Here is a 21,577-nt window from a genome sequence, read left to right as displayed (position 1 = left end):
GGCAGGCGCCTGCCTCGGGCGGCGACCGTGCCCCGGCGCGACAGGTGATCGGGATGAGCACACCCTCGGACCAACCGATGACCGGTATTACGCCATCCGTGCGATCCTGGATGCGGAACCCGGACGCTGCGGCCGGAAGCGGTCGCCCGTGCCCGCGCGGCATCCGGCTTCAGGGACGGACTGGGAGGCAGCGAACGTGACGGACGGCTGGAACTGGCGCCAGCCCGATGGGACGTCGGCGCCGGCGTACCCCCCATCGCCGGCGGCACCGGCAGCCGGCGCGCGGGTGACGCCCGGAGCGGTCCCCGGACCGGGGTCCTCCCCGTGGTGGTCCGACGCGCTGCACGACCCGTGGCGTAACCCGGCCGCTCCGGCGGCAGTCGTGGTGCAGGCGTCGCCGGAGGCGGCGGCAGGTGCCGCCCCCGAGCCGGTGACCGACCCGGACACCGCGCGGCGCCGGGGCCTCGGCTCCGTCTTCCTGGTCTCGCTGATCACCGCGCTCCTGGCCGGCGCGCTCGGTGGGTCGCTCGGCTACGCCTTCGCGGTGGGACGCGGCGCCGGCGGTACGACGGCGCTCGGCTCGGCCCCCGGTGAACCGCCCCCCGCAGCCCGGCGGCCGCCCGAGTCACTGGCCGGCGTCGCCGAGCGGCTGCTTCCGAGCGTCGTCACGGTCCGGGTCAGCGGCAACGGCGGTACCGGGCTCGGTTCGGGGTTCGTGGTGACCCGGGACGGCTACGTGATCACCAACGACCACGTGGTCGGGGCCGGCACCGACAGCGCGACAGTGGTCTTCAACGACGGCTCCACCGCGCCGGCCGAGGTGGTCGGCAAGGATCCCGAGGCGGACATCGCCGTGATCAAGGTCTCCCGGACGGGCCTCCAGCCGGTCGAGTTCGGCGATTCCGACGGTGTGGCGGTCGGCGATCCGGTGCTCGCCTTCGGCACGCCGCTGTCGCTGGCCAACACCGTCACCGCGGGCATCATCAGCGCACTGGACCGGACGTTCCGGCAGGGCGAGGCGGGTGGACAGGTGCGCTACTACGCCGCCATCCAGACCGACGCCGCCGTCAACCGGGGTAACTCCGGCGGCCCGCTCGTGGACGGCGGCGGTCGGGTGATCGGGGTCAACTCGGTGATCCAGACACCGGCCGTCGACGAGGAGACGGCCGGTAACGTCGGTCTGGCCTTCGCTATCCCGATCAACCAGGCCAAGCGGTTGGCCCAGGAGATCATCGACACCGGCCGGGCCCGGCGGACCGTGATCGGCGCGACAGTCGGCGGAGCGCGCTCGGGCGGGTCGGGCGGAGTGCGGATCTCCTCGGTCGACCCGGCGGGGCCGGCCGCCGAGGCGGGACTGCGCGCCGGCGACGTGGTACTCAAGCTCGACGGCAAGCCACTGGAGGACCCGAGCGACCTGATCGCGCTGGTCCGCAAGTACGCGCCCGGCTCGGTGGTGAGCGTCGAATACCGGCGCGGCTCGGAGCGGCAGGCCGCCTCGGTGACCCTGGCCGCGGACGTGAAGTGACCTTCCTCCCCCTCCCGCCGCCACCCACGACGTGCGTACTCTTGCCGGGAGCGGTGACGAGGAGGCGGCCGTGTTCGAGAACCTGAACTGGTGGGAGATTGGCGCGCTGCTGCTGGTCGCCCTGCTGATCTTCGGCGACCGGCTGCCGACCGTGATCAGCGACGGTCTCCGGATGCTGAGGAACCTGCGGAACATGGCCCGCAACGCCACCGGCGACCTGAGTCGGGAGCTCGGCACCGACATCCAGCTGGAGGACCTGCACCCGAAGGCGTTTATTCGCAAGCACCTGCTGAGCGAGGAAGACGAGCAGGCGATCCGCAAGCCGCTGGAGGGGACCTTCGAGAAGCTCCGCTCCGACCTGACCGACGTACGCCGGGAGGTCGACGACGTGGCGGCAGCGGCGGACTTCCGTTCGTCGTCGCGTGCCTCGACGGGCGGTGCCGGCGACGGCTCTCCCTCCGGCAGCGGCACCGACGTGGCCCCGGTGGCACCGCGCCGCGCCTACGACGCCGACGCGACCTGAGGTCGCCTACGACGCCGACGCGACCTGACGTCGGCGTGGGTCGGACACGCCACGTCGGCGTCGGTCCGGACGCCTCCCCTTCGGCTAGCGGCCGGCGGGGCGCAGTCCCAGCGGCTTGCCGAGCAGCGACTCGCGGCGCAACGCGAGCCGGTCGGCGACCGCGCTGAGCGCCTCGGCCGCCGGTGCGTCGGGCTCGGCGAGCACGACCGGGTTTCCGGCGTCGCCGGCCTCGCGCACCCGGGTGTCCAGCGGGATCTGGCCGAGCAGCGGCACCTGCGCGCCGACCACCCTGGTCAGCGACTCGGCGACCGTCGCGCCGCCGCCGGAGCCGAAGACCTCCATGCGGGAGCCGTCGGGGAGCTCCAGCCACGACATGTTCTCCACGACACCGACCAGCCGCTGGTGGGTCTGCAGGGCGATTCCGCCGGCCCGCTCGGCCACCTCGGCCGCCGCCGTCTGCGGGGTGGTGACCACCAGGATCTCCGCGTTGGGCAGCAGTTGGGCCAGTGAGATGGCCACGTCGCCGGTGCCCGGCGGAAGGTCGAGCAGCAGCACGTCCAGATCGCCCCAGTAGACGTCGGCGAGGAACTGCTGCAACGCGCGGTGCAGCATCGGACCCCGCCAGACCACCGCCGCGTTGCCGTCGGTGAACATGCCGATCGAGATCACCTTCACCCCGTGCGCCTCGGGCGGCATGATCATGTCTTCCACCCGGGTCGGCCGGCCGTCGACGCCGAGCATCCGGGGCACCGAGTGGCCGTAGATGTCCGCGTCCACGACACCCACCGCCAGCCCCTTGGCGGCGAGCGCGGCGGCCAGGTTGACCGTGACACTCGACTTGCCGACCCCGCCCTTGCCGCTGGCGACCGCGTAGACCCGGGTGCGCGAGCCGGGCTGGGCGAACGGGATGACCGGTTCCTGGCTGGGCCCGCCGCCGCGCAACCGGGCCTGGAGGGCCTGCCGCTGCTCGGCGCTCATCACACCGAAGTCGATGGTGACCCCGGTCACCCCGGGCACCGCGCCGACCGCGGCGGTGATGTCGGTGCGCAGTTTGTCCCGCAGCGGGCAGCCGGCGACGGTGAGCAGCAGTTCCACCCGTACCGTGCCGTCGGCGTCGAGCACGGCGGAGCGCACCATCCCGAGGTCGGTGATCGGCCGGCGGATCTCCGGATCGTCGACGGTGGCGAGCGCGGCGTGCACCGCCTCCTCGACGGGGTTCGTGGGCCGGTCGGCGGAGTCGGTGCCGGAGGCGGTCGCCTCCTGGCCGGGAACGGCTGGAGCAGACATATACGCCATGCTACGTCGCCGGATGACCCGCCGGGCCGGCCGTACCCGGACGGCGGGAGCGAATCGGTACGACGTAGCCGGCAAGTCCGGCTCTCACCTAGAGTGAGGAAATTAGCGATTTGGCGGTAGACGCCGTACCCGTCGGGGTGGGACGATCGTTGACGTCCGCCGCGCGCCTAGCCCCTTGAGGCGCGCGGCGTTTCGTTCCCACGTCCCGGTGCCGCCGCCGTCTCGGCGGTCAGCGGCGCCGGACCCGGTGCAGCCGGAACGGCCGGCGGGTGCGCCGGATCGCGGTGGTCTCGCGCGGCGCGGCGGCCAGCGAGCCGTCCGGCAGGGTCGTCCCGGCGGCCAGCGGCGCCCCGGCCGGGGCCAGCCGGACGAGCGTGCAGCGGGCCGTCCAGCGCTGCGCCACCTCCGCCGGGCTGCCGCTGGCGTTGAGCCGCTTGGCGGCCACCTGGGGGGCCACCTCCGCCCACCGCTCGCTCTCCGGCGCGATCCGGCTCACCTCGGCCGGCCAGGTGACGATTTGCCCGCCATGGTCGCCACGCAGGGTCACCGTGGCGGTGCCGGCCTCCGCCAGCCCCGGTGCCGGCTGCTCGCCGGGACCGCTTACCACGTAAAGCCCGCCGTCCAGCGGCACGCACCAGAGCGCGACCGCCGGTCGGTCACCGACCGCCACCCACGCCACGGCTGCTTTCTTCATTGCCTCCGTCACCAGCGGCGGCGGGGCCGGGCCGTCCTGCTCCTCGGTCACACCCCGCATCCTGCCCCACCCGGAACCGGCAGGGAACCCGCCGGCTCCGACCGGGGCCGGCCCGACGCGGGTACGTCCAGCAGCCCCGGAACCTCGGACAGCGAGGCGAGCGTCGGGCCGGCCCAGCCCTGGTCCTGGTTGAAGACGAGGTGACCGTGGAGATCGGCGGCGGCCAGCCGGATCGCCGTCATCCCGGTCCGGGCGGCGCCGGTCAGCTCCTGGCTGCCGCCGTCGCCGACGTACAGGCAGTCTTCGGGGGGCACGTCGAGCCGGTGGCAGGCGGCGAGATAGATCGCCGGATCGGGCTTGCAGCAGCCGACCTGCACCGACAGCACCCGCACGTCGAGCAGGGGCGCGACCGGCAGGTGGGGCAGGAAGGCGGGAAGCTCGTGGGTGCAGTCGCTGACCAGCGCGATGCGGAGACCTCGGCGCCGGAGGGCGCGAAGCACCGTCACCGCATCGGGGCGGAGCCGGGTGTCCGCGCGTACCGCCTGGACCCGGGCGGCGACGGCGGCCCGCAGGTCGGCGTCGGACGGCCGGGCACCGACCTGCGCGCAGACCCAGCGCAGGGTGGCGGTGGCATCGCCGAGTGCTCCGGTGGCGCGCAGGTAGAAGGAGCGGTCGAGCACATCGACCAGGACGTCCACCCCGCAGCCGAGCAGGGCGGCGACTGCCGCGTGCCGATCGCCGCGCCGGGTGGCGCAGGTGAGGGTGCCGAAGAAGTCGAAAAGCACCGCCCGGTACGCGGGTAGCCGGTATGTGGGCATGGGGGAGCAGCCTCCAGAACCGGATGAAGCAGGTGCGTGCGATCGGAGGATCGTAACGGCTTGTGGATTAGATGGTGGCCCCTAGTGACATGTGAGGATTTTTCCGTGCCTGCCGCCGTACCGCTGCCCCGCGCTCCGATCGACCCGCTGAGTGTCGGCGCGGTCGCGGTCGCCATCGTCGCGGTCTCGTCGTCGGCGCCGCTGATCGCGTTCGCCGCCGCACCCGCGCTGGCCATCGCCTTCTGGCGCAACTTCCTCGCCGTCAGCGTGCTCGGACCGGTCGCGCTGCTGCGGCGCCGGGCGGAGTTCCGGGCGCTGACCAGGGGGACCGGCCGCCGGGACGCCGGCTACTGCGCGCTGGCCGGCCTCGCCCTCGCCGTGCACTTCGCCACCTGGATGCCGAGCGCCAAACTGACCTCGGTGGCCGCCGCTACCGCCCTGGTGGTCACCCAGCCGGTCTGGCAGGGGCTGATCGCGCTCGGCCAGGGGCGGCGGCTCTCCACGCTCGGCTGGGTCGGCATCGGTCTGGCGGTGGCCGGGGCGATCTGGGCGGTCGGCGCCGACTTCGGGATCTCCGGCTGGGCCGTCGCCGGTGACCTGCTCGCGGTCGCCGGGGGCATGGCGGCGGCGGTCTACACCGCCCTCGGCGAGCGGGCCAGGAGCACGATCAGCACCCTCGGCTACACCACCATCTGCTACGGGGTCTGCGCGACGGCGCTGCTGGTGGTCTGCCTGGCCGGCGGCGTACGCCTCGGCGGGTACGCCGCCTCGACCTGGCTCGCCGTGCTGGGGCTGGTGGTCGGGGCCCAACTGCTCGGCCACTCGATGTTCAACTACGCGCTCCGCCGGATCTCCGCGACGACGATCAGCGTGCTCTTCCTGCTCGAGGCGCCCGGCGCCGCGTTGATCGCCTGGGCCTGGCTCGGCCAGGTGCCCCGGGCCGCCGCCCTGCCCGGGCTCGCCCTGCTGCTCGCCGGGGTCGCCGTGGTGCTGCACGGCGAGGCGCGGAACGACCGGCGCGCCGAGCCGGAAACCGAGCCGGAAACCGTCCCGGAGCCGCTGCCGGTGCCACCCGAGACAGGTCCGTTGCCCTGACCGTGGATCGGCCGCACTCCAGCGGCATGGCAATCGAGTAACTTCCGGTGGAGCCGCCCCGCACTGGGGACTCTGTTTGCTGGTCGCGGGAAGGCCCCGCCGCTCCGACACCGGCAACTGAACGCCACCGACGGCCGACCGGCCGCGCTGTCCCAGCGCGACCGGTGCTCCCGGATCAGCCGGAGGTACTCGCCGTGGTGGCGAAGAGGACGCCCATGAAGGCCAGGTAGGCGAGGAAGACGAGCAGACCCAGTGCGGCCAGCCCGAGGGACACCCAGCCGAGCACGAGACCGGCGGTGGCGAAGCCGGCTCCCTCCTCGCCGCTCGCCTCGATCTCGGTACGCGCCTTCCGGGCCAGGTAGACCGCGACCGCGCCGACCACCTGGCAACTGAACAGGGCGACGATCCCGGTGACCAAGGCCGCGATCGCCATGCCGTTGGTCGGCCGGCGCAGCACATAGGGGTAGCCGGGATAACCAGGCTGGGGCGGCGGCCAGCCCGGCTGCGGCGCGCCGCCGGCCGGTCCCGGATGCTGCTGCGCTGGCTCGACGGGCGTCGTCGTGGGGCCGGCGTCGCCGACGGGCCCGGAGGGGTTACCGGTGCTGCCTGGGTTCACGGCGTCTCCCTGTCGGTCCGGATGTTCAGAAGCCGCTGTCGTAGGTCGACGGCTGGTTGGCCAACCAGACGAAGAAGATCACGAGGGCGATGGTGGCGAGGATGGCGATCCCGGTGGCGATCCAGCCGACGATGATCGCGGCCTTGGCGAACCCCGCGCCGCCCTCGCCCCGTTCGCGGATCTGCTTGCTGGCGACGTGGCCGAGGATCGCCCCGACGGCGCCGAGATAGCCGCCCAGACCGTACCCGCAGAGCCCGAGCGCACCCACGATGGAGACGACCATCGCGGCGATGGAGAGCCCGTTGGTGGACGGACCCGCAGTGGCGACCGGATAGCCGGGCGGTGGATAACCCGGAGCCATCACCGGCTGGCCGCTGATCGGGTCGGTGTCGGTCGGGTAGGCCTGGACCGGATATCCCGCCTGGTAGGGCTGGGCGGGGACGGCCTGCCCCGTCGGATCCTGGTACATGGGCTGGTAGCCCGAATCCTGGTAGGCGCCCGGTTGGGCGGGTGGTTGCGCCTGCCAGGACGGATCGCCGGAGTAGCCGCTCTGCTGGGGGTCGGTCATTCGAGGTCTCTCACTTCGTCCGTTCGGATGCGTCGCCAGGGTAGTCGCCGTACGCCAACGGGGTGTTCCCATATCCGGCCGGTCCCGGGTCGACCGGCGGTGCCCGCCGGCTGCTCCGGCGGTGCGCCGTTGCCCGTATCGCCTGGACCGGGCAGGATCGCGGGCATGGTATTCGACGCGCGCGCCGGGGACAGATCCGGTAATCGGCCTCGTCGGGACGCGACGCGTCCCGCGTTGGCCCGCCGGCCCCGTACCGGCTCGCAGGGCACCGTCCCGCAGAGCCTCGACCAAAGCCTCGACCCGGGCGGCAACGGCGGCGGGCTGCCAGGCGGCGACGCCGAGCCGGTGACGATGCGCCTGGACGGGCGGGTGGCGTTGGTCACCGGCGCCGGCAGTCCGGACGGGATCGGGTACGCGACCGCCCGCCGGCTAGCCACGCTCGGTGCCCGGGTGGCGATCGTCTCGACCACCCGCCGCATCCACGAGCGGGCGACCGAGCTGGGTGCCACGGGGTTCGTCGCCGACCTCACCGACGAGGCCGAGGTGGGCGCGCTGGCGGATGCCATCGTCGAGCAGCTCGGCGAGGTGGAGGTGCTGGTCAACAACGCCGGCCTGGCCAGCAGGGCGAGCCCCGAGGTGCTGCGGCCGGTGGCGCAGTTGAGCTACGACGAGTGGCATCGGGAGATCGAACGGAATCTCAGCACCGCGTTCCTGTGCAGCCGGGCCTTCATCGGCGGCATGGCCGAACGCGGCTGGGGGCGGATCGTCAACCTGGCCGCCACCGCCGGACCGGTCAACGCCCTGCCGACAGAGGCGGCGTATGCGGCCGCGAAGGCCGGTGTGGTCGGGCTGACCCGTGCGCTCGCGATGGAGATGATCGCCGACGGGGTAACCGTCAACGCGGTCGCACCCGGGACCATCTACACCGCGGCCTCCACCATGGCCGAACTGAAGCAGGGGCTCGGCACCCCGGTCGGCCGACCCGGCACCCCGGACGAGGTCGCCGCGGCCATCGCCTTCCTCTGCTCGCCGGCCGCGTCGTACATCACCGGGCAGATGCTGGTGGTGGACGGCGGCAACAGCGTGCGGGAGGCGGAGTACCGGTAGCCAGCGGTCGGCCGGTTCCGACGGCGGTCAGTACGCGCCGCCGTCGCCCTCCGAGCCGGCCCAGCCGACCAGGGCCAGCCAGCCGCAGCAGCCGAGCACGTAGAGCGCGGTGAAGACGTAACTGAGGATCAGTCCCCAGGTCGCCAGCTGGCTGCCCTGCTCGCCGGTCTGCCGGATCTGGCGCCGGGCCAGGTGCCCCAGGACGATGCCGGCCGGCGCGAAGACGAAGGCGAAGACCAGCGAGAGGATCGCCAGCACGTTCGTCCCCGACCGCCGTTCGGGTTGGCCGTAGTACCCGGGTGAGGGCTGCGCCGGGAATCCCTGCGGATCCTGCGGCTCACCCGGTCCTGGGTAGCTCATTGGCGTCGCCTCCTCATCCGGGACGCTACCCACCAGCACCGCTGGCAGGGCGGATGTCCGGGACGGTGCCACCCGATGGTGGCGGGGAGGCACGCCCGGGGGGCGGGGAGGCACGCCCGGGGATGGTGATCGAGGCGGTCGCTCAGTCTCGACGGGAGAGCCCGGCCGCCGCACGCTCCACCGCCAGGCAGGCATCCTCGACGTAGTCGATGCCGGCCTCCTCGGCGATCCGCCGTGCTTCGCCGGAGACGATGCCGAGCTGCAACCAGACGGCCGGCGCGCCGATCGCGACCGCGTCGCGGACCACCGCCACGGCGTCCTCGGCGGGCCGGAACACGTCGACCAGGTCGACCGGGTGCGGAATCTCGGCCAGCGAGCGGTAGACACGCTCGCCGAAGAGTTCGTCCGCCACCGGGTTGACCGGGATGATCCGCCAGCCGTACCGCTGCATCGACAGCGGGACACTGTGTGCCGGCTTGCCCGGGTCGCGGGAGGCGCCGACCACGGCGATCACGCCGGCCTCGGCAAGGATCTGTTGGGCGCTACGCACCACGCGACTGTAGCTCGCGCCCGCCCACCGCCCGTCCGGGTTGCCTCCGCACCGCCAGGGCTTCACAGCAGGGTGAGCTGCTCGATGGTGGGCGCCGGGGCGGGCGCCGGCACCTGCCGGGCCTCGCCCGGCTCGGAGCGGTGCAGGCCGTGGCGGCGGGCCGCCATGCGCACCCGGGCCGTCACCTCACGCTGGTAGTCCTGCGGCAGGTAGGAGCCCCGGCCGAAGAGCGCCCGATAACGCGGCACCAACTGCGGGAACTCGCGGGCCAGCCACTGCGCGTACCACTCGCGGGCACCGGGCCGCAGGTGCAGCGGCAGCGGGGTGACGCTCACCGCGCCGGCCGCCGCGATCGCCGCCACCGTTGCCTCGATCGACTCGTCGGTGTCGGTGAGCCCGGGCAGGATCGGGGCCATCAGCACCCCGACCGCGAACCCGGCGTCGGTCAGCTCGCGTACGGCGTCGAGCCGGCGCCGTGGACTGGGCGCGCCCGACTCGACGGAGCGCCACATCCGCTCGTCGACGAAGCCGACCGACATCGAGACGCCGACCGAGGTCACCGTGGCGGCCTCGCGGAGCAGCGGCAGGTCGCGCAGGATCAGGGTGCCCTTGGTCAGGATCGAGAACGGGTTGGCGAAGTCGCGCAGCGCCGCCAGGATCTGCGGCATCAGCCGGTAACGCCCCTCCGCCCGCTGGTAGCAGTCGACGTTGGTGCCCATCGCGATGTGCTCGCCCGACCACCTCGGCGCGGCCAGCTCACGGCGGACGAGCTCACCGGCGTTGACCTTGACGATCACCTTGCTGTCGAAGTCACGCCCGGGGTCGAGGTCGAGATAGGTGTGCGTGCCCCGGGCGAAGCAGTTGTGGCTCACCACGCCGTTGGCGACGAAGTCACCGGTGCCGGTGGTGATGTCGTAGAGCTGGAGCTCGCGGTCGAGTGGCTCGATCCGGCGGATCCGCAGCGCGGCCCGGCCACCGAGGATGGTCCCGGCGAGGCCATCGGCGGGGAGGTCGGCGGGCCCGGGTGTGGCCCGGCCGGTGCCGACCAGACTGTCGGTGACCGCGAGGTAGGGCCGGGGCGGCTCGCCGGGCATCGCGCCGACGACGTGCTTCCAACCGCGCGGGGTGAGAAACCGATGGTCGCCGCTGGCGGTCAGCTCCGTGCCGTCGTCGAGCGTGATCCGGTAGGCCGGCTTCACCGTCGACCAGTGCGCCAGCACCTCGGTGCGGACGTAGCGCCGGTGGTTGCCCTGTGCCACCGTGCCGTAGATCTGGTCGCCGATCCGCAGCTCGGCGAGGGGCCGGGTGCGCCCGTCGGCGAGCAGGATCGCCGTGTCACCGGCGAGGCAGTAGGCACAGGCGTGGCTGCACCCCCGGTAGGGGTTGATCGTCCACTGGAACGGCACCCGCGAGGTGCCGGGCACCCGGTTGATGATCGACTTCGCGCGCACCTCGTAGAACGTCATGCCGGCGAAACCGGGGGTGTCGAAGGTGCGGGCGACCGCGCCGGGCAGCGCCAGCGGCAGGGGTGGAGCCGCTGGCGCCGCCCCTGGAGGGGTGCCGGTGTCGGGGGGAGCCGACGACAGGTTTTCCCAGCGCATGGGCCCTATTCGAACATGCGTACGATAGATTGCGCAACTCGCCACGCCGCGCGCCGGCCCACCGGCACCTCGCGGCCGGACAACGGGTCGCGGCTACCTGTCGGACGCGGGCGGCGCGCTGCTCTCCCGGCGGACCAGTTCGGCCGCGACGTGCTCGACCTGCGGGGTGTTCAGCGGCTCGGGAGGTTGCAGCGCCAGGGTCATCGCCCGAGCGCCCATGTCGGCCAGCGGCAGCCGGATCGTGGTGAGCGCGGGCGTCAGGTCGCGGGCGATCGGCATGTCGTCGAAGCCGACCACGCTGATCCGGCCGGGCACGTCGATGCCCCGGGAACGGAGCAGGGCGAGCACACCGATCGCCATCGAGTCGTTGAGTGCGGCGATGGCGGTGATCCCGGGCTGGGCGTCGAGCAGGGCGGCGGCGCCGCTGACCCCGCCGGAGCGGTCGAAGTCGCCGTAGACGATCTGCCGGGCGGTGAGCTTCTGGCCGTGCTCGCGCGCGGCCCGGCGCAGCCCGGCGATCCGGTCGGTGGTGGTGGTCAGGTGCCGGGGACCGGCGACGACACCGATCCGGGTGTGGCCGAGACCGTAGAGTTCGGTGCCGACCAGGTGGCCGCCGGCCTCGTTGGCCGGGATGACCGCGTGTCCGGAGTGCTCGTGCCGGCCGATGACCGCCACGTGGCCGCCGGTGGACTGGTAGACCCGGAGCTTGGCGTCGAGGGTGAGGGTGAACTGCTCGTCGTGGTAGCCGGAGCCGGCGAGGATGATCGCGGCGGCCTGGTTGGCCCGGAGCAGTTCGACGTACTCCAGCTCCTTGTCCGGGTCGCGGTAGGTGTTGCAGATGATGACCAGCCGGCCGTGCTCGGTGGCGATCCGTTGCAGGCCACGGGTGATCTCCGCGAAGTACGGGTCGGAGACGTCGTGCACGATCACCCCGACCGCGCTGCGGTGGTTGCGGGCGAGCTGCTGGGCGTGCGCGTTCGGGACGTACTGCAACTCCTCGACCGCGGCCAGCACCCGCTCGCGCAGGGCGTCGGTCACCGGCTTGGGGCTGCCGTTGATGATCCTGGACGCGGTGGCGGGTGACACGCCGGCCCGCCGCGCGACATCCGCCAGAGTGGCCATCGCCCCGTCCTTCCCCGACCGCCCGGTGGCCGGTTGCAGGTGAGGATAGCGCGGCCGGGTCCGGGGCATTCACGCCCGTCAGGGACGGCCCCGCACCGGCGGCGGGCCCGGTGCGGGCGCACCGCGCCGGCGGCCTGCGGAAGATCGTCGGGGCGGTGGGATGGCCTTGCCGGAATCCGGAGGTAGTCGGTAGCGTGCTCGGGAAAGCGCTTACCGGCGTACGGCGTGCTCCACCGCGACCATCGCGCGCCAGGTCGACCCCACCACACCCAACCCCGCGCGCTCGACAAGTGGCACCGCGGATCAGCCAGCCTGAGGAGGCGACGTACATGGGCCGCACCCCGATCGGAATCGTGCTCAACGGCGTGACCGGCCGGATGGGCTACCGGCAACACCTGGTCCGGTCCCTGCTTGCCATCAGGGAACAGGGTGGGCTGCCCCTGCCCGACGGCCGACGGCTCTGGCCGGAACCGATCCTGGTCGGCCGGAGCGAGGCCAAGCTCCAGGAGATCGCGCAGCGGCACGGGCTGACCGAGTGGAGCACCGACCTGCCCGCCGCGTTGGCCCGCCCGGACGTGCAGATCTACTTCGACTCGCAGGTGACCGCCCAGCGGGAGAAGGCGCTGAGGCTGGCGATCGAGGCGGGGAAGCACATCTACACCGAGAAGCCGACCGCCGAGGACCTCTCCGGCGCGGTCGAGCTGGCCCGGCTCGCCGACGCCGCCGGCATCAAGCACGGCGTCGTGCAGGACAAGCTCTTCCTGCCCGGCCTGCGCAAGCTCGACCGGCTGGTCAGGGGCGGCTTCTTCGGCCGGATCCTCTCGGTGCGCGGCGAGTTCGGCTACTGGGTCTTCGAGGGTGACTGGCAGGCGGCGCAGCGGCCGTCCTGGAACTACCGGGCCGCCGACGGCGGTGGCATCACCGTCGACATGTTCCCGCACTGGCACTACGTGCTGGAGCAGATCTTCGGCCGGGTCGCCGCGGTGACCGCGCACGTCACCACCCACATTCCGCAGCGCTGGGACGAGGCCGGCGAGCGCTACGACGCGACCGCCGACGACGCCGCGTACGGCATCTTCGAGATCGAGCGGCCGGGGCAGTCCGGCCGGATCGTGGCCCAGATCAACTCCTCCTGGTCGGTCCGGGTCTACCGGGACGAGCTGGTCGAGTTCCAGGTCGACGGCACCGAGGGCAGCGCCGTCGCCGGGCTGCGGAACTGCCGGATCCAGCACCGGGCGAGCACGCCGAAGCCGGTGTGGAATCCGGACCTGCCGGCGACCGAGGACTTCCGGTCGCAGTGGCAGGTCGTGCCGGACAACGAGGAGTTCGACAACGGCTTCAAGGCGCAGTGGGAGCTGTTCCTGCGGCACGTCGTCGCCGACGAGCCGTACGGCTGGGACCTCTGGGCCGGCGCGCGCGGCGTACAGCTCGCCGAGCTGGGTCTCGCCGCCGCCCGGGAGGGCCGGCGCATCGAGATCCCCGAACTCGACGGGGAGCGGAGCCGGTGAGCACCGTCCCCGCGCGGTTCTCGTTCAACCAGGCCACCGCCAGGTACTGGCCGATCCCCGACCTGGTGGCCGGCTGCCTGGCGGCGGGGGTACGCCAGGTCGGGCTCTGGCGGGAGGAGACCCTCGAACACGGCCTGGAGAAGACCGCGACGCTCGTCCGCGACGCCGGCATCGCGGTCACCTCGCTCTGCCGGGGCGGCTTCTTCAACACCCCAAACTGGTACGACGAGAACCGCCGGGCGATCGACGAGGCCGCCACTCTCGGGGCGCCGGTGCTGGTGCTGGTCTCCGGCGGACTGCCGGCGGGCAGCCGGGACGTGGACGCGGCCCGCGCACACGTCGGGGAGGCGATCGGCGACCTGGTGCCGCACGCCCGCGCCGCCGGGGTACGGCTGGCGATCGAGCCGCTGCACCCGATGTACTGCTCCGACCGTTGCGTCGTCTCCACCCTCGGCCAGGCACTGGACCTGGCCGCGCCGCATCCGGTCGAGACGGTCGGCGTGGTGGTGGACACCTACCACATCTGGTGGGACGACCAGGTCTGGGCGCAACTCGACCGGGCCGGCCGGGAGGAGCGGATCGCCTGCTTCCAGGTCGCCGACTGGGCCACCCCGCTCCCCGAGGGGGTGCTGCTCGGCCGGGCCCTGCCCGGCGACGGCTGTGTCGAGCTGCGCCGGTTCCGGGAGGCGGTGGAGGCCGCCGGATACCGAGGGCCGATCGAGGTCGAGGTCTTCAACGCCGGCGTCTGGGCGCTGCCCGGCCCGGAGATCCTGGACCGCACCCTCTCGGGTTATCTCGCCCACGTGGACTGAGCCGAGTTCGGTCGTCGACACCGGCCCGGAGACGACTCCGGCCGGACACCCGCGGTGTCCGGCCGGAAGGGTCTCGGCGAGCGCGTCAGTGACTGTGCTCGGCCAACTGCCGGCGTACGTCGTCCATGTCGAGGGCTTGGACCTGCTCGATCAGCGACTCCAGCGCCGACTCCGGCAGGGCGCCCGGCTGGGCGAAGACGATCACGCCGTCCCGGATCGCCATGATCGTGGGAATGGATCGGATGTCGAACTTCGCGGCGATCTCCTGCTGCGCCTCGGTGTCGACCTTCCCGAAGACGATGTCCTGATGCTTCTCCGAGGATCGCTCGTAGACCGGCGCGAACCGCTTGCACGGACCGCACCAGTCCGCCCAGAAGTCCACCAGCACAGTGCCCGGCTTCTCGGTCACCTCGTCGAAGTTGGCTGTGGTCAGCTCAACGGTCGCCATTGATCACTCCGATCACCGCAATTGGTCTCACGACTGGGGGAACCCGGCTGACGCCCTCCGAATTCCCCGGCCGGGGAGATTGAAACGGGCATCGTGCCATAGCTCACGTTACGGCCTGGTATCGAGGTCCGTTTCCGGTCTGGTATCGACGGCGATCCTTGCCGGGCGGACCTGGAAGTGAAACATGACCGACATACCATGATGACGGAGAGTCATGGGAGCGTTTCCAAGAATCATGCTGGCCAGCCGGGCTGTGATCCGGAAAGTCGCCGGTCGACAAGCGAAAACAGGTGACATAACGGATGCCGGGGTGCGTACGCGTGGGCACGTACAGTAACATTACAAAAAGGTAACTGTGACCGCTGTCTCGGGTCGGACTCTTCTGTCCGGTGGGTCGCGTCGGGCAGAATCTTTCCATCAGAGCGTGGGCGGCGGGTGCCGGGGAGGGCCCCGCCGCTCATTGCGTCCGGAGTCTTTCCGCACCTTGGCGGCTCCCGTCGATTCGACACACCGACCGCCGGATGCGCGCGGGCCCCCTGTCGCGGGGGCGACTGTTCACCGCCGCACCTGTGAGCACCACCCCGGAGCGGATGGCCGGGCGACACCGGTGGCGCACTTTTCGGGTGGAACCGGGCCTTCTGCTCAGTAGGGGCATATGCTGAGGCGGGAGGCCGCCATGAGTCAGACCGGATCCCCGGACCCGCCGGGTGTCCCGCACGGTGTCTGGCCGGGCACCACGGCCGGCTACCCGCCCGACGAGTGGCAGTTGCTCGTCCGGTTGCCCGGCCGGGTGATGGTCGCGGCCTCGTCGGCCGGGCCGGACAATCCGGTCCGAACGGTCACCGCAGGGCTGGCCGGGTTGGACGGCATCGCCGCCGGGCGGTCCTTCGACAGCGAACTGGTCCGGTCGGTGGTCGCGGCGATCTACGCCGAGTCCGACGACGGGCGGTCGGCGCCGGTCCGCGCCGGCGCCGCCGATGGCGACCTCGCCGAGCTGCTTCTCTCCTGCCGGGCCGTGGTCGAGACGCTGGCGCGCCACGCCGACCCGGCCGACTCGGCCGCCTACCGGCAATGGGTGCAGTCGGTCGCCGCACGGGTCTGCCGGGCGGCGGGCTCCGACGGCCGGCCCCGCCCCTTCGGCGACCCCGTGGATCCGGAGCAGCGGCGGGTCCTCGACCAACTCGGTGAGGCACTGGGCCTGCGCCCGACCGGCTGAGGGCTGCGCCGGGCGGCCGGCGGTGGTGGGGCCGTACCCTCGGGACTCGTGGAGGGTGCCGAGGTCGAACTCGAGGTCGGAGAGGTCGGAGAGGTCGGAGTCGGGCCGTGGCCGGGTGAGCCGCCTGCCGACCCCCGCTACGACCCGGAACTGCTCGCCGGGGGCGACCGGCGCAACGTCGTCGACCGGTACCGCTACTGGCGGCGGGAAGCGATCGTCGCCGACCTGGACCTGCGGCGGCACGACTTCCACGTGGCGATCGAGAACTGGCAGCACGACTTCAACATCGGCACGGTGGTCCGCAACGCCAACGCCTTCCTGGCGGCCGAGGTGCACGTGGTGGGGCGGCGGCGGTGGAACCGGCGCGGCGCCATGGTGACCGATCGCTACCAGCACGTCCGGCACCACGAGACGATCGAGACCTTCCTTGCCTGGTGCCGCGCCGCCGACCTGGCGTTGATCGGCATCGACAACCTGCCCGGGTCGCGGCCGCTGGAGAATGCGGTGCTGCCGCGCCGCTGTGTCCTGCTCTTCGGGCAGGAGGGGCCGGGGCTCTCCGCGCCGGCCCGGGTGGCCTGCTCGGCGGTCTTCTCCATCGCACAGTACGGGTCGACCCGGTCGATCAATGCCGGAGTGGCAAGCGGCATCGCCATGCACGCGTGGATCCGGACGTACGGGGATATACCACCGCCTAACGGAGAATTCTGAATGGCGTGCGCGGCCGGTCAGGTTGCTGCGGGACGGGCAAAGGTGCCCCGACCGTACGCAGAACGACCGAAAAGGCCGGTTCGCCTTGACTGAAGGGCGGTGGGGCGTGGACTGTAGTTGTCGTGGGAGTTGCGGTCAGCTGTCCCCGTTGTGGCGGTCCGGTCCGAGCACCGGACCTGATGCACACTGCCTGGCGCTGTCCGGACTGCGGCCCCGTCCCTCCGCTGCACGTCGCCGAGCACATCGGTCCGGAGATCGTGGCCAGCGTCGTCGACCGGATCACCGCCGACCGCGATATCACCGCCGACCGCGATCCCGGGGTCGGCCGGGACGCCGGAGTCCCGGGCACCCGCGGCGGCTCCATGCCGCTCTGGTGCCCGTGGCCGCTTCCGCAGGGCTGGACGATGACCGGCGTCGGGTGGGCCGGTGACGACCGGAGCGGCGTACGCGCAACCGCGGTGGCCTGCACCGGGCCCGATCCGCTCGGCGGCGGCCCCGCCGACCTGATCCTCGTCGCCGAGGAGCCCGGAGTCGGCCTCGGCACCCGGCTGGCCGGCGCGGTCGGGCTCGATCCCGGGCCGCAACTCGCCGAGGCGCTGACCGACCCCGGCCCAGGTTCCGCCGAGCGGATCGCGCACGCCAAGGTCAGGGCGGACGGCCATCCCACTCCACTATGGCCAGTAAAATCTCCGACAGACCGGAGCGCCTGCGCCGGCGAAGCTCGGGGGATCTGGCTCTATGCGATAGCCTGGCCGGCGAGTGCGGGTTACCTCCTCGCGGAAGACGTCGAACTCCACGACCTGACCGAGTGGACACCACCCGAACTTGTGTACGGTGCTCCGTCCCCCTACCTGCACGGGAGGGTCTGATATGGCCAGCCAGGCTGGGGCGGAGGGCGTACGCGGATTATTTCCCGCAGCACAGCCGACTGCTACTCTGGGTTTTGCCGCGGCTCGCAACCCGGCACCGCACGGAGGGATGGCCCGCCATGCTTAAAAAGGTCTTCACCTGGGGCGGTATCGCCTTCCTGATCTTCTTCATCGCCTACCAGCCGTCGTCGGCCGCCGACGTCTTCAAGTCGCTGGGCTCGAGCATCCTGGACGTTGCCCAGGGCTTCGGCGACTTCTTCACCGACCTCGTCGCTTAGCCGCCGCCGATGGGCAACCCGTCGGGTGGACCCCCCGATCCCGAGGACGACGACGGCCGTCGACGGGGCGAGCGGGACACCGAGCCGATCCCCCGGGTGCAACCGGACGAGGGGCCGGAGTTCGGCACCGGCCCGGACTACTCCGCCGGCCCCTCCTATTCGGACGGGCCGAGCTACTCCGAGGGCATCGGCTACGGCGAGCGCCGGGCCGGCACCCGGGGCTGGGTCCGCGACCCCGACCAGGGTCCGGAGATCTCCGAGGAGGAGCTCGCCGGTCTGCGGGTCGACGCCTCCGGGATGCCGCTGGGGCCGCGCCGGGTCCTGCCGCTGGAGGACGAGCCGACCTCGCTGGTCGCCCGCTACCTCTTCCCGACCGAGCGCTACCGGGGCGAGTGGAAGCGGCACAAGATCTATCTGGCCACTCCGCTGTTGATCGGCCTGCTCGCCACCTTCGTGCTCGGCTACCTCTCCGGCTTCCTCGCCGGTCAGGAGGTCGGCGCGCTGACCACCGTGGCGGTGCTGATCTGGCTCGGCGTGATGGGCTGGGTGGCCTGGCGGGTGGCGGACTGGTATTTCGACCGTTTCATCCTGACCAACAAGCGGGTGATGGTGGTGAACGGGATCATCACCCGACAGGTCGCGATGATGCCGCTGCTGCGGGTCACCGACATGAAATACGAGCAGACCCCGCTCGGCCGCGCCCTCAACTACGGCACCTTCGTCCTGGAGTCCGCCGGCCAGGAGCAGGCGCTCCGCGAGATCAAGTATCTTCCCAACCCCAACGAGCTCTACCTGCGTGTGGTCGAGGAGATGTACGAGCCGCAGGCGGTCGAGGCGCGGCTGGGCAAGGAGGCCGAGGAGGCCAAGGCCGACGACGGCGCCTGACGGCCCGGCCTGGCGCCTCCGGGTGGCGGCGGATGTGACGCCGGCGACACCACTGGTGACGCCGGCGCCGGCCGGCTCATCCGTCGCCCGAACATCGAGCCGAATCCCGCCTTTCCGCCGTAGACCTGCGGCTCAGGCTGTGGCAGCCTTTCGAATTGGCACGGCGGGGGGAGGCGGCGGTGGCGCCGAAACACTCGGTGGAAGAGGAGTTCCGCGAGTTCGTCGCGGCCCGCTCGGCCGCCCTGCTGCGTACGGCCTACCTGCTGGCCGGGGACTGGGCGACCGCCGAGGACCTGCTGCAGACCGCGCTGACCAAGACCTACCTGGCCTGGAAGCGGCTCGGCGAGATCGAGGCGGTCGAACCGTACGCCCGGCGGGTCCTGATCAACACCGCGACCAGTTGGTGGCGGCGGCGCTGGCACGGCGAGCGCCCCACCGAGGTGCTGCCGGAGCGGCCGGCTCCGGACCAGATGGAGGAGCAGCTCGAACGCGACCGGCTGTGGCGGCACGTCCGCACCCTGCCCGTCCGGCAGCGGGCCGTCCTGGTGCTCCGGTTCTACGAGGATCTCTCCGAAGCCCAGACGGCCGCCCTGCTCGACATCTCGCCGGGGACGGTGAAGAGCCAGACCTCGCGGGCACTCGCCACGCTCCGCCGCCGGCTCGGCGCCGAGGCCGATCGCGCGGTACCGCAGGAGGCCGAGGCCGGCCCAACCGCCGCGCCCGCCGGTGACGGCGGCGGCGACGCCGGGCGGTTCGGGCCCGCCGATACGGCTAAAGGTCAACGTCCGGTGCCGCCGGAGCTGCCCAGGCAGCGCCCGGCAGGGGTCCGCCGGCCGGCAGCCGCCCTGGCGGTGCCGGCTCCGCCCGTACCGGCGGTCGGAGCGGAAGCGTGACGGCCATGCTGGAAGATTCGCTGCGGGACATGTTCGCCGCCCGGGTCGACACGGCGCCGGCTGCCGACGACCCGGCCGGCCGGGTGATCCGGCGCGGCCGGGTCAGCCGCCGGCGCCGCGCCGTCGGCTCGCTGGTCGCGGTGGCCGCCGCGCTGGTTGTGGTCACCGCCGGCGCCACCACGCTCGGCGGCGGCTGGCTGCCGGACCGGACGACCGCCGGGCCGGCGGGCTTCAATGTCGACTCCCTGGCCGACGTGACGGTCGCCCCGGTGGAGCCGCCACCATCCGGGCGGGACACCGGAGTCGGGCTGGACATCCGCAGCGGCGGCCGGCTCTGGACCGCCGACGGCCGGCGGCTGAGCCTCGGCGGGGTCGGCGAGGTGACCCGGGCCTACCGGGTCCCCGGCGGCTGGGTGTACGCCGGAGCCAAACAGGTCCGGTTCCTCCGTCCCGACGGCACCTCGGTGGCGCTCAGCGGCGAGGATGACCGATGGGCGCTGAGCGCGGACGGGGACCGGCTCGCCTTCCAACTCGACACCACCCTCTACATCGCCCGGGTCGGTCCCGATGGGCTGGCCCTGATGGATCACGTCGAGGTGCCGGCCGGCACCTGGCCGGTGGCGTTCAGCGGTGACCGGGTCGTGGTCTCCGACGGCTCGCGTGGCTACGGCTTCGTCGACCTGGCCCGGCCGCAGCGGCAACCGATCCGTAACGCCGAGGTGACGGCGATCTACGGGGTCCGGGGCGACGGCCTGGTCGGGCTGGTCCGGGAGGAAGACGGCCCGCGGAACTGCCTGGCCAGCATCGCCGCGTCGAGCGGGCGGCTGCAAGGGGTGCGCAGCGGCGGTTGCGGGCTGGGCCTGGATGCCGGGGCCGCCGGCGGCGCGCTGGGTCCGGACGGCCGCTGGCTGGTGCGGCAACGCGCCTCCGAGGTCGCCCTGATCGAGGTCGATCGCGTCCTCGACGGTGTGACAGGGGTCGTCTCCTGTCCGGTCACCGCCGCCGTCGCGCCGGTCTGGGCCGACGAGCGCACGCTGGTGACCGGCGACGCCGAGCAGGTCGTACGCTGCCGCACCGATGGCACCGGAGAGACCGTGCCGCTGCCCGAGGGCGTGTCGGAGGAGTGGCAGCTCGTGCCGAGGATGGCAGCACCGGACGACGGGCGGTGAGCGCCGGCGACAAACCCGGACCGGTCCCGCCGGGAAACACCGGCGGCCGTCCCCGGATCGACCTGCACACCCACTCGACCGCCAGCGACGGCACCCTCACTCCGGCCGACCTCGTCCGCGCCGCCCGACAGGCCGGGCTCGACGTGCTAGCCCTGACCGACCACGACACCACGGCGGGGTGGGAGCCGGCGACCGCGGCCCGGCCGGCGGGACTCACCCTGGTCCGGGGTGCCGAACTCTCCTGCCGCTGGTACGGCACCGAGCCCTCGATCCCGCTGCACCTGCTCGGCTACCTCTTCGACCCGCACTCACCGGAGCTGGTCGCCGAGCTTGCCCGGGTACGCGCCGCCCGGGAGGTCCGCGGCGAGCGCATCGTGGCGATGCTCTGCGCCGACGGGGTCGACATCGACTGGGCGGAGATCCGAATCGCCGCCGCCGGTGGCACCGTGGGGCGGCCGCACATCGCCCAGGCGCTGATCCGGGCCGGCGTGGTGGCGACGACCGACGAGGCATTCACCCCGAACTGGCTCGGTGAGCGCTACCGGCTGCCGAAGGACGACATCGACGTGTTCCGGGCGGTGCGGCTGGTCCGGCAGGCCGGCGGGGTGCCGGTGATGGCTCATCCCCGGGCCACCCGCCGGGGCCGGACCGTGCCCGACTCGCTGATCGTCGAGTTGGCCGCCGCCGGGCTGGCCGGCCTGGAGGCGGAGCACGAGGACCACTCCCCGGTTGAGCGGGACGCCGTACGGGCCCTCGCCGGCGAGCTGGGACTGCTGGTCACCGGCTCGTCAGACTTCCACGGCACGCACAAGAGCGTCCGGCTCGGCGCGCACACGACCGGACTCGAGGCGTACGAGCGGATCGTGGCGGCGGCCAGCGGTGTGCCGGTGCTCACCGACCGGGACTGACCTCGACA

Annotated in this window: 24 protein-coding genes; 14 read left to right on the top strand and 10 right to left on the bottom strand. The window is 72.7% G+C overall.

Annotated features, from left to right (window positions below):
* Positions 1 to 196 precede the first annotated feature (196 nt).
* On the top strand, positions 197 to 1,525 hold the full coding sequence (locus ACN28C_RS02170; RefSeq protein WP_422771944.1) for a S1C family serine protease: 1,329 nt from the start codon (positions 197 to 199) through the stop codon (positions 1,523 to 1,525).
* A 70-nt stretch (positions 1,526 to 1,595) separates the two neighbouring features.
* Positions 1,596 to 2,048, top strand: a complete 453-nt coding sequence (locus tag ACN28C_RS02165; RefSeq protein ID WP_422771943.1) for a preprotein translocase subunit TatB — start codon at positions 1,596 to 1,598, stop codon at positions 2,046 to 2,048.
* A gap of 84 nt (positions 2,049 to 2,132) precedes the next feature.
* Here the strand turns inward: ACN28C_RS02165 and ACN28C_RS02160 are convergent, their stop codons facing one another.
* From ACN28C_RS02160 to ACN28C_RS02150, 3 genes are all read right to left on the bottom strand, one after another.
* The gene (locus ACN28C_RS02160) at positions 2,133 to 3,335 is read right to left on the bottom strand and encodes an Mrp/NBP35 family ATP-binding protein (RefSeq protein ID WP_422771942.1); all 1,203 of its coding nucleotides are present in this window, start codon (positions 3,333 to 3,335) and stop codon (positions 2,133 to 2,135) included.
* Positions 3,336 to 3,573: 238 nt separating this feature from the next.
* On the bottom strand, positions 3,574 to 4,098 hold the full coding sequence (locus tag ACN28C_RS02155; protein ID WP_422771941.1) for a hypothetical protein: 525 nt from the start codon (positions 4,096 to 4,098) through the stop codon (positions 3,574 to 3,576).
* Entirely contained in the window at positions 4,086 to 4,856 is a 771-nt protein-coding gene (locus ACN28C_RS02150; protein WP_422771940.1) for an HAD family hydrolase, read from the bottom strand. The genes ACN28C_RS02155 and ACN28C_RS02150 overlap by 13 nt, the downstream gene beginning before the upstream one ends.
* A gap of 105 nt (positions 4,857 to 4,961) precedes the next feature.
* Between ACN28C_RS02150 and ACN28C_RS02145 the strand changes: the two genes are divergently transcribed.
* Positions 4,962 to 5,951: a DMT family transporter gene (locus ACN28C_RS02145; RefSeq protein ID WP_422771939.1), complete on the top strand. Its 990-nt coding sequence runs from the start codon at positions 4,962 to 4,964 to the stop codon at positions 5,949 to 5,951.
* Positions 5,952 to 6,126: 175 nt separating this feature from the next.
* Here ACN28C_RS02145 and ACN28C_RS02140 read toward each other — a convergent pair whose 3' ends face one another.
* Entirely contained in the window at positions 6,127 to 6,567 is a 441-nt protein-coding gene (locus ACN28C_RS02140; protein ID WP_422771938.1) for a DUF4190 domain-containing protein, read from the bottom strand.
* 25 nt (positions 6,568 to 6,592) lie between these two features.
* Complete coding sequence (locus ACN28C_RS02135; RefSeq protein WP_422771937.1) at positions 6,593 to 7,135, bottom strand: DUF4190 domain-containing protein; 543 nt, start codon at positions 7,133 to 7,135, stop codon at positions 6,593 to 6,595.
* Between the two features lie 165 nt (positions 7,136 to 7,300).
* Between ACN28C_RS02135 and ACN28C_RS02130 the strand changes: the two genes are divergently transcribed.
* Complete coding sequence (locus tag ACN28C_RS02130) at positions 7,301 to 8,242, top strand: SDR family NAD(P)-dependent oxidoreductase (protein WP_422771936.1); 942 nt, start codon at positions 7,301 to 7,303, stop codon at positions 8,240 to 8,242.
* A gap of 27 nt (positions 8,243 to 8,269) precedes the next feature.
* Here the strand turns inward: ACN28C_RS02130 and ACN28C_RS02125 are convergent, their stop codons facing one another.
* From ACN28C_RS02125 to ACN28C_RS02110, 4 genes are all read right to left on the bottom strand, one after another.
* A complete protein-coding gene (locus ACN28C_RS02125) occupies positions 8,270 to 8,602 on the bottom strand; it encodes a DUF4190 domain-containing protein (RefSeq protein WP_422771935.1) in 333 nt (110 codons plus the stop codon).
* A gap of 142 nt (positions 8,603 to 8,744) precedes the next feature.
* The gene (locus tag ACN28C_RS02120) at positions 8,745 to 9,152 is read right to left on the bottom strand and encodes a CoA-binding protein (RefSeq protein WP_422771934.1); all 408 of its coding nucleotides are present in this window, start codon (positions 9,150 to 9,152) and stop codon (positions 8,745 to 8,747) included.
* Positions 9,153 to 9,214: 62 nt separating this feature from the next.
* Positions 9,215 to 10,753, bottom strand: a complete 1,539-nt coding sequence (locus ACN28C_RS02115) for an Rv2578c family radical SAM protein (RefSeq protein WP_422771933.1) — start codon at positions 10,751 to 10,753, stop codon at positions 9,215 to 9,217.
* A 93-nt stretch (positions 10,754 to 10,846) separates the two neighbouring features.
* Positions 10,847 to 11,875: a LacI family DNA-binding transcriptional regulator gene (locus ACN28C_RS02110; protein ID WP_422771932.1), complete on the bottom strand. Its 1,029-nt coding sequence runs from the start codon at positions 11,873 to 11,875 to the stop codon at positions 10,847 to 10,849.
* A gap of 329 nt (positions 11,876 to 12,204) precedes the next feature.
* On the opposite strand from ACN28C_RS02110, the gene ACN28C_RS02105 reads away from it, so the two are divergent.
* Together ACN28C_RS02105 and ACN28C_RS02100 are read left to right on the top strand one after the other, a co-directional pair.
* Positions 12,205 to 13,383, top strand: coding sequence for a Gfo/Idh/MocA family protein (locus ACN28C_RS02105; protein ID WP_422771931.1), 1,179 nt, complete (start codon positions 12,205 to 12,207; stop codon positions 13,381 to 13,383).
* Complete coding sequence (locus tag ACN28C_RS02100) at positions 13,380 to 14,195, top strand: sugar phosphate isomerase/epimerase family protein (RefSeq protein WP_422771930.1); 816 nt, start codon at positions 13,380 to 13,382, stop codon at positions 14,193 to 14,195. Before ACN28C_RS02105 ends, ACN28C_RS02100 begins: the two co-directional genes overlap by 4 nt.
* A gap of 85 nt (positions 14,196 to 14,280) precedes the next feature.
* Here ACN28C_RS02100 and trxA read toward each other — a convergent pair whose 3' ends face one another.
* Entirely contained in the window at positions 14,281 to 14,643 is a 363-nt protein-coding gene (trxA, locus tag ACN28C_RS02095; RefSeq protein ID WP_422771929.1) for a thioredoxin, read from the bottom strand.
* Between the two features lie 676 nt (positions 14,644 to 15,319).
* On the opposite strand from trxA, the gene ACN28C_RS02090 reads away from it, so the two are divergent.
* The 8 genes from ACN28C_RS02090 to ACN28C_RS02055 all read left to right on the top strand — a co-directional run bounded on the left by ACN28C_RS02090 (position 15,320) and on the right by ACN28C_RS02055 (position 21,569).
* Complete coding sequence (locus tag ACN28C_RS02090) at positions 15,320 to 15,859, top strand: hypothetical protein (RefSeq protein WP_422771928.1); 540 nt, start codon at positions 15,320 to 15,322, stop codon at positions 15,857 to 15,859.
* Between the two features lie 48 nt (positions 15,860 to 15,907).
* A complete protein-coding gene (locus tag ACN28C_RS02085) occupies positions 15,908 to 16,567 on the top strand; it encodes a TrmH family RNA methyltransferase (RefSeq protein WP_422771927.1) in 660 nt (219 codons plus the stop codon).
* Between the two features lie 122 nt (positions 16,568 to 16,689).
* Positions 16,690 to 17,436, top strand: coding sequence for a DUF6758 family protein (locus ACN28C_RS02080; protein ID WP_422771926.1), 747 nt, complete (start codon positions 16,690 to 16,692; stop codon positions 17,434 to 17,436).
* A 119-nt stretch (positions 17,437 to 17,555) separates the two neighbouring features.
* The gene (locus ACN28C_RS02075; RefSeq protein WP_421496853.1) at positions 17,556 to 17,714 is read left to right on the top strand and encodes a hypothetical protein; all 159 of its coding nucleotides are present in this window, start codon (positions 17,556 to 17,558) and stop codon (positions 17,712 to 17,714) included.
* A gap of 9 nt (positions 17,715 to 17,723) precedes the next feature.
* The gene (locus ACN28C_RS02070; RefSeq protein ID WP_422771925.1) at positions 17,724 to 18,599 is read left to right on the top strand and encodes a PH domain-containing protein; all 876 of its coding nucleotides are present in this window, start codon (positions 17,724 to 17,726) and stop codon (positions 18,597 to 18,599) included.
* Between the two features lie 155 nt (positions 18,600 to 18,754).
* Positions 18,755 to 19,492 (top strand): SigE family RNA polymerase sigma factor, encoded by a 738-nt coding sequence (locus ACN28C_RS02065; RefSeq protein WP_422771924.1) that lies wholly within the window; start codon positions 18,755 to 18,757, stop codon positions 19,490 to 19,492.
* A gap of 5 nt (positions 19,493 to 19,497) precedes the next feature.
* Positions 19,498 to 20,661, top strand: coding sequence for a hypothetical protein (locus tag ACN28C_RS02060; RefSeq protein WP_422771923.1), 1,164 nt, complete (start codon positions 19,498 to 19,500; stop codon positions 20,659 to 20,661).
* A complete protein-coding gene (locus tag ACN28C_RS02055; protein ID WP_422771922.1) occupies positions 20,658 to 21,569 on the top strand; it encodes a PHP domain-containing protein in 912 nt (303 codons plus the stop codon). Before ACN28C_RS02060 ends, ACN28C_RS02055 begins: the two co-directional genes overlap by 4 nt.
* Positions 21,570 to 21,577: the final 8 nt, after the last annotated feature.

The organism is Plantactinospora sp. WMMC1484, from assembly GCF_049315195.1.
GTDB lineage: Bacteria > Actinomycetota > Actinomycetes > Mycobacteriales > Micromonosporaceae > Plantactinospora.
This window is presented reverse-complemented; position numbering and strand designations above follow the sequence as displayed.

What these genes read in the sequence shown, in the direction of transcription:
- ACN28C_RS02130 (WP_422771936.1), top strand. Translation starts at nt 7,301, where the DNA reads ATGGTATTCGACGCGCGCGCCGGGGACAGATCCGGTAATCGGCCTCGT.
- ACN28C_RS02060 (WP_422771923.1), top strand. Translation starts at nt 19,498, where the DNA reads ATGCTGGAAGATTCGCTGCGGGACATGTTCGCCGCCCGGGTCGACACG.
- ACN28C_RS02110 (WP_422771932.1), bottom strand. Translation starts at nt 11,875, where the DNA reads ATGGCCACTCTGGCGGATGTCGCGCGGCGGGCCGGCGTGTCACCCGCC.
- trxA (WP_422771929.1), bottom strand. Translation starts at nt 14,643, where the DNA reads ATGGCGACCGTTGAGCTGACCACAGCCAACTTCGACGAGGTGACCGAG.
- ACN28C_RS02135 (WP_422771937.1), bottom strand. Translation starts at nt 7,135, where the DNA reads ATGACCGACCCCCAGCAGAGCGGCTACTCCGGCGATCCGTCCTGGCAG.
- ACN28C_RS02075 (WP_421496853.1), top strand. Translation starts at nt 17,556, where the DNA reads ATGCTTAAAAAGGTCTTCACCTGGGGCGGTATCGCCTTCCTGATCTTC.
- ACN28C_RS02070 (WP_422771925.1), top strand. Translation starts at nt 17,724, where the DNA reads ATGGGCAACCCGTCGGGTGGACCCCCCGATCCCGAGGACGACGACGGC.
- ACN28C_RS02105 (WP_422771931.1), top strand. Translation starts at nt 12,205, where the DNA reads ATGGGCCGCACCCCGATCGGAATCGTGCTCAACGGCGTGACCGGCCGG.
- ACN28C_RS02150 (WP_422771940.1), bottom strand. Translation starts at nt 4,856, where the DNA reads ATGCCCACATACCGGCTACCCGCGTACCGGGCGGTGCTTTTCGACTTC.
- ACN28C_RS02090 (WP_422771928.1), top strand. Translation starts at nt 15,320, where the DNA reads ATGAGTCAGACCGGATCCCCGGACCCGCCGGGTGTCCCGCACGGTGTC.
- ACN28C_RS02115 (WP_422771933.1), bottom strand. Translation starts at nt 10,753, where the DNA reads ATGCGCTGGGAAAACCTGTCGTCGGCTCCCCCCGACACCGGCACCCCT.
- ACN28C_RS02125 (WP_422771935.1), bottom strand. Translation starts at nt 8,602, where the DNA reads ATGAGCTACCCAGGACCGGGTGAGCCGCAGGATCCGCAGGGATTCCCG.
- ACN28C_RS02155 (WP_422771941.1), bottom strand. Translation starts at nt 4,098, where the DNA reads ATGCGGGGTGTGACCGAGGAGCAGGACGGCCCGGCCCCGCCGCCGCTG.
- ACN28C_RS02160 (WP_422771942.1), bottom strand. Translation starts at nt 3,335, where the DNA reads ATGTCTGCTCCAGCCGTTCCCGGCCAGGAGGCGACCGCCTCCGGCACC.